The sequence below is a fragment of the Streptomyces sp. NRRL S-495 genome (genome assembly GCF_000966955.1).
Taxonomy (GTDB): Bacteria; Actinomycetota; Actinomycetes; order Streptomycetales; family Streptomycetaceae; genus Kitasatospora; species Kitasatospora purpeofusca.
Map to the genome: position 1 here is coordinate 1 of NZ_JZWY01001066.1, position 4142 is coordinate 4142.

Annotated in this window: 1 protein-coding gene; it reads right to left on the bottom strand. The window is 77.1% G+C overall.

Features of this window, described 5'->3' with window-relative positions:
• Nucleotides 1–3810: type I polyketide synthase (locus VR45_RS38915; RefSeq protein WP_045944686.1), on the bottom strand; the 3810-nt coding region annotated here is incomplete at its 3' end.
• Nucleotides 3811–4142 lie beyond the last annotated feature (332 nt).

Sequence of the window (4142 nt, forward strand, 5' to 3'; positions counted from 1 at the left end):
GGGCTTGCAGCGGCCGTCCGGCGCCAGGCCGCGCTGGCGGCTGAACTCGGTGAACATGCCGGGCGAGGACATCACCGTGGCACCGCCCGCGAGGGCGAGGTCGCACTCCCCCGCGCGCAGCGCCTGCGCGGCCAGGTGGATCGCGACCAGCGAGGAGGAGCAGGCGGTGTCGATGGTGATCGCCGGCCCCTCCAGTCCGAGCGCGTACGCGAGCCGGCCGGAGGCGACGGAGGTCAGGGTGCCGGTGAGGGCGTGCCCCTCGTAGCCGGCGGGCGTCTCGTGCAGGCGCGGCCCGTAGTCCTGCGGCATGACGCCGACGAACACGCCGGTGCGGCTGCCGCGCAGGGCGGCCGGGACGATGCCGGCCCGCTCGGTCAGCTCCCAGGCGGACTCCAGCAGCAACCGCTGCTGGGGGTCGGTCGCGGCGGCCTCGCGCGGCGGGAGGCCGAAGAAGGCGCCGTCGAACTCGTCGGCGTCGTAGAGGAATCCGCCCTGGCGGGTGTAGGAGGTGCCGGGGCGCTCGCCGTCCGGGTCGAACAGGGCGTCGAGGTCCCAGCCCCGGTTCTCCGGGAACGGGCCGATGGCGTCCCGGCCGTCGCGCAGCAGCTCCCACAGCTGCTCGGGGGTGTCGGCACCGCCCGGCCAGCGGCCGCTGAGGGCGACCACGGCGATCGGGTCGTCCTCCTCCCGCGAAGCAGCGGTTCCACGAGCGGCACCGGCTGCGACACCGGCTGCAACTCCGGCTGCGGCACCGGCGGCGTCCGGCCGCTCGGCGAGGAAGGCCGCGACGGCGCGCGGCGTCGGCCGGTCGTACACCAGGCTGGTCGGCAGGGCGCGGCCGACGGAGCCCGCGAGGCGGTCGCGGAACTCGACCGAGGCGACGGAGTCGAAGCCGAGGTCCTTGAAGGTCCGGTCCGGGTCCACGGCCTCCGCCCCGCCGGACTCGCCGAGCACGATCGCCGCGCCCGCGCGGACGGCGGCCAGGGCGGCCGCCTCGTCCAGAGCGGGAGCCTCCAGAGCGGGAGCCTCCGGGACGTCCGCCGGGAGGACCGGCACGTCCTGCGTCTCCTCGACCGCCGGGCGGCCCGACCCGGTCGCCACCGCGACCGGCCCGCCGTCCGGCAGCCAGAGCCGCCGGCGCTGGAACGCGTACGTCGGCAGACCAGTGAGCCGCTGCCCCGGCCCGGACCAGGAGCGCCAGTCGACCGCGCCGCCGCGCACGAACAACTCGGCGACGGCGCCGCCGAACTGGTCGAGGCCGCCGTGGTCGCGCCGCAGCGTGCCGGTGACCGCCGCCGCGCCGTCCGTCAACTCGCCCAGGCCGAGGGTGAGTACGGGGTGCGGGCTGCTCTCGACGAAGGCCCGGTGGCCGTCGGCCAGGGCTGCCCGCACGGCCCGGTCCAGCCGGACGGTGCCGCGCAGATTGCGGAACCAGTACCCGCCGTCCAGCCCGGCGGTGTCGAGGCGGCCGCCGGTGAGCGTGGAGTAGAAGGCGACGGTGCCGGTACGCGGGCGGATCCCGGCCAGCAGCTCGGCCAGGGACTCGCGCAGCGGCTCCATCTGGGCGGAGTGCGAGGCGTAGTCGACGGGGACGAGCTTGGCCCGCACGCCCTCCGAGCGGTACCGCTCGACCAGTGCCTCGACGGCCTCCCGCTCGCCCGAAACCACGGTGGAGGTAGGGCCGTTGACGGCGGCGACGCCGAGCAGGGCCGGGTCCGGCAGGGCGGCGATCGCGGCCTCGACCTCGGCGACGGGCAGCGGGACGGCGGCCATCCCGCCCCGGCCGGTCAGACCGAGCCCGGCGATCGCCTGCGACCGCAGGGCGACTACGGCGGCCGCGTCCTCCAGCGAGAGCGCGCCCGCCACATGGGCGGCGGCGATCTCGCCCTGGGAGTGGCCGATCACGGCATCGGGCCGCACGCCCGCCGCCTCCCAGAGCGCGGCCAGGGACACCATGACGGCGAACAGGGCGGGCTGGACGACATCGACCCGGTCCAGGCCGGGCGCCCCCTCCCGGCCACGCAGCACCGCGTCCAGCGACCAGTCCACATGCGGGGCGAGAGCCTTCTCGGCCTCCTCGATCTTCGCGGCGAACACCGGTGCGGTGTCCAGCAGTTCACGCGCCATGGCGTCCCACTGGGCACCCTGGCCGGGGAAGACCAGCACGGTGCCGCCCGACTGCGGCAGCGGTGACGGCGGCACCGCCCGGCCCTGCACCAGCCCCGGCAGCTGGCCGCCCCCGGCGAGGGCCTCCAGACCGGCGAGCAGCTCGGACCGGTCGGTGCCGGTGACGGCGGCCCGGTACTCGAAGGCGGTCCTGGTGGTGGCCAGCGCCCTCCCGAGCTCCGCCGGCGCCAGCTCCTCCCGCTGCGCTGCGAACTCCCGCAGCCTGGCGGCCTGTTCGCGCAGTCCGGCCGGGGTCCGGGCGGACAGCGGCCACAGCGCCGGCCACGGCGCGGGCTCCGTCTCCCCGGCCGCCTCGTCCTCGTCCTCGGCGATCACGGTCGGGGCCGTCTCCGGGGCGTCGGCGACCAGCACATGGGCGTTGGTGCCGCCCACGCCGAAGGAGCTGACCCCGGCGATCAGCCGGCCGTCCGGGTCCGGCCACGGACCGGACCCGGTGCGGACGGCGAGGCCGAGCCGGTCGAAGTCGATGTCCGGGTTCGGGGTACGGAAGTTGAGGCTGGCGGGCAGCCGGCGGTGGCGCACCGCCAGGACCGTCTTCAGCAGGCCGACCAGGCCCGCCGCGCCCTCCAGGTGGCCCACATTGGTCTTCGCGGAGCCGACCAGCAGCGGCCGGCCCGCCGGGCGTCCCGCGCCCAGGGCGGCACCGAGGCCGGCGGCCTCGACCGGGTCGCCGACCCGGGTGCCGGTCCCGTGCAGCTCGACGTACTGCACCAGGCCAGGAGCGACGTCCGCGCGCCGGGCGGCGGCGCGGATCACGGCGGCCTGGGCGTCGGCGCTCGGCACGGTGAGCCCGTCCGTCCCGCCGTCGCTGTTGACCGCGCTGCCGAGCAGGACGGCGTGCACGGGGTCGCCGTCCGCGACGGCGCGGGCGAGCGGCTTCAGCACCAGCAGCACCGCGCCCTCGCCGCGCGCGTAGCCGTCGGCCCCGGCGTCGAAGGTGGCGCAGCGGCCCTCGGGCGACAGGGCGCCGAACCGCTCGACGGTGAGGGTGGACTCGGGGGCGAGGTTGAGGTTGACCCCGGCGACCAGGGCGACGTCCGACTCCCCGGTGCGCAGGCTCTCCAGCGCGAGGTGGACGGCGACCAGCGAGGAGGACTGTGCGGAGTCGACGGTGAGGCTGGGGCCGCGCAGGTCGAGGGCGTGCGAGACGCGGTTGGCGATCAGGCCCCGGTTGACGCCGGTGAGGCTGTGCCGGGTGATCGCGTCGGCCCCGGTGGTGAGGGTGCTCCAGTCGCCGGCGATGGCGCCGACGAAGACGCCGGCGCGCCGGCCGGCCAGGGCGGCGGGGAGGATACCGGCGTCCTCCAGGGCCTCCCAGGCGAGTTCGAGGACGAGCCGCTGCTGCGGGTCGGCGGCGGCGGCCTCCCCGGCCGCGAGGCCGAAGAACTCGGCGTCGAAGCGGTCGACCTGGTCGAGCCAGCCGGCGGCCAGCCGCGGCCGCGCCGCGTCGGCGAACCGGCCCGGCGGGACGGTGCCGACGCTGCTGGTGCCGCTGTCGAGCAGCCGCCAGAACGCCTCGGGGTCCGCCGCGCCGGGCAGGCGGCAGGCGGCGCCGACGACGGCCACCGCCTCCGGCGGGCCGGACTGCGGTGCGGACGGGTCGAGGGGTTCCAGGGGCGCCATGGTCGTTCCACTCCTGAGGGCCGGCGGCTGGGGTGACGGACCTCAGCGTTCCGTGGCACCCCGCCCACCGGCCCCCTAGCCAACCCCTGTCGAACCCCTATGGCACCCCCGACCAGCCCGGGAATCGGCTTCCGACCGGCTCGGGAGGGTCGTCGGCGCCCGACTCACCGACGGCCCGTCACCACCGGCCGACGGTCCGTCATCACCGACCGACGGTCCGCCACCACCGCGGCCGGTCCGTCATCACCGCCGCCGGCCGTTCCCCGTCGACCGGCTGCCCGTCGACCGGCTGCCCGTCACGCCCCGGCGACGGCCTCCAGCGGCCCCAGGGC